The 1,198-nt window shown below is 73.5% G+C and carries 1 protein-coding gene; it reads right to left on the bottom strand.

Translation table 11 applies throughout. The features are described 5' to 3' along the window. Positions 1-20: 20 nt before the first annotated feature. Positions 21-1,198, bottom strand: a 1,178-nt coding sequence (locus ACFQ80_RS22585; protein WP_430565204.1) for a hypothetical protein, incomplete at its 5' end; no start/stop codon positions are given.

Here is a 1,198-nt window from a genome sequence, read left to right as displayed (position 1 = left end):
ACTCGACACCCATAACGGTGTCAACCGCCTGTTCGGCGGGCCGCAGCGAGAGCATGGCGGACCGCGCTGCCGACCACCCCGCGGGCGACGTGCCCGCCGTCGAACCTCAGCAGGTGGATCCCCAGCACGGTGAGCGAGTTGTCGCGATCGCGATCCCTCCGGTCACCGCCGGGGAGGTCGTCGTGCCAGGCACGCCCGTCCATCTCGACGACGAGCCATCCGCCGGGCACCCGCCATGCGAGGTCGCCGACGGCGAGGAGACGACCCGACCGATCGTGCAGGGGAAGCTGGAGCGTGTCCGGCGGCACGCCCTCCTCGAGGCACTGCCAGCGAGCCATCGACTCCATCGGTGACGCGGCGCGCGGGTCGGCCAGGTCCCACAGGTCGTGACGGGACGCGACGCCGCGGCGCCCGCGGGCGTGGTCATGGGAACGCCCGAGGTCGTGGCGGTCGACGGCCCCGAGCCGCAGCGCCGAGTCCAATACCGCGAGCGCATGCGCCATCGGCAGCTCGGGTACCGCCTGGGCGAGGGCCCACTCCGCCGTCACGATCCGGCGCGGCCCGGTGCGGCGGTCGCCGAACGCCACCGTCGAGAGGCCGTCGTCGAACTGGCGCAGGGGCACTTCGGGACGCGAGACACGTCGGGAGGCCGACGGCAGCGCTGCTTCCGGACGGGTCACGATCGGCAGCCCTTCCACCCCGTGCATCGCGAGCGCGGACGTCCCGACAGCGATGGCGTCGGGTCCGTAGGCGAGCATGCCGATCCACGCCTCTCTGCGACGCAGGTGGCCGTGCAGGATGTCGCCCGGTGACTTCGGCGGCCATGGTGCCAGGAGCGGCACACGGGCGGTGGCGAGCGGTGGGACCGCGCGCCGGGGCACGTCGGACGCGGTCCGCGCACGCGGGGGGACAGGCACGACGTCGAACACCCCACGCACCACGGCGTGCCATCGGCCGGCGGCGACGAGCCGCGAACGGCGCGCCGCACCGACACCGTGCCGTTCGCACTGGGAGGAGCCGAGCAGTCCCTCCTGGGCGTCGGCCACGTCCTGGAGCAGAGGGGGGATCCCGGCGAATGTGCGCATCCCGCCACCGCACCACCTGTAGCGAGACGTCAGCGGTGGCCGGGCGCGATCTGTGGACGGTCGGTACCTGTGGGCAGCCTCCGCACCTTGCTGCCGAACAGGCGGTTGACACC

It is taken from the genome of Isoptericola sp. NPDC056578 (genome assembly GCF_042793275.1).
Lineage (GTDB): Bacteria > Actinomycetota > Actinomycetes > Actinomycetales > Cellulomonadaceae > Isoptericola.
Note: the sequence above shows the minus strand (reverse complement) of the source record. Positions and strands in the feature narration are given on the sequence as shown.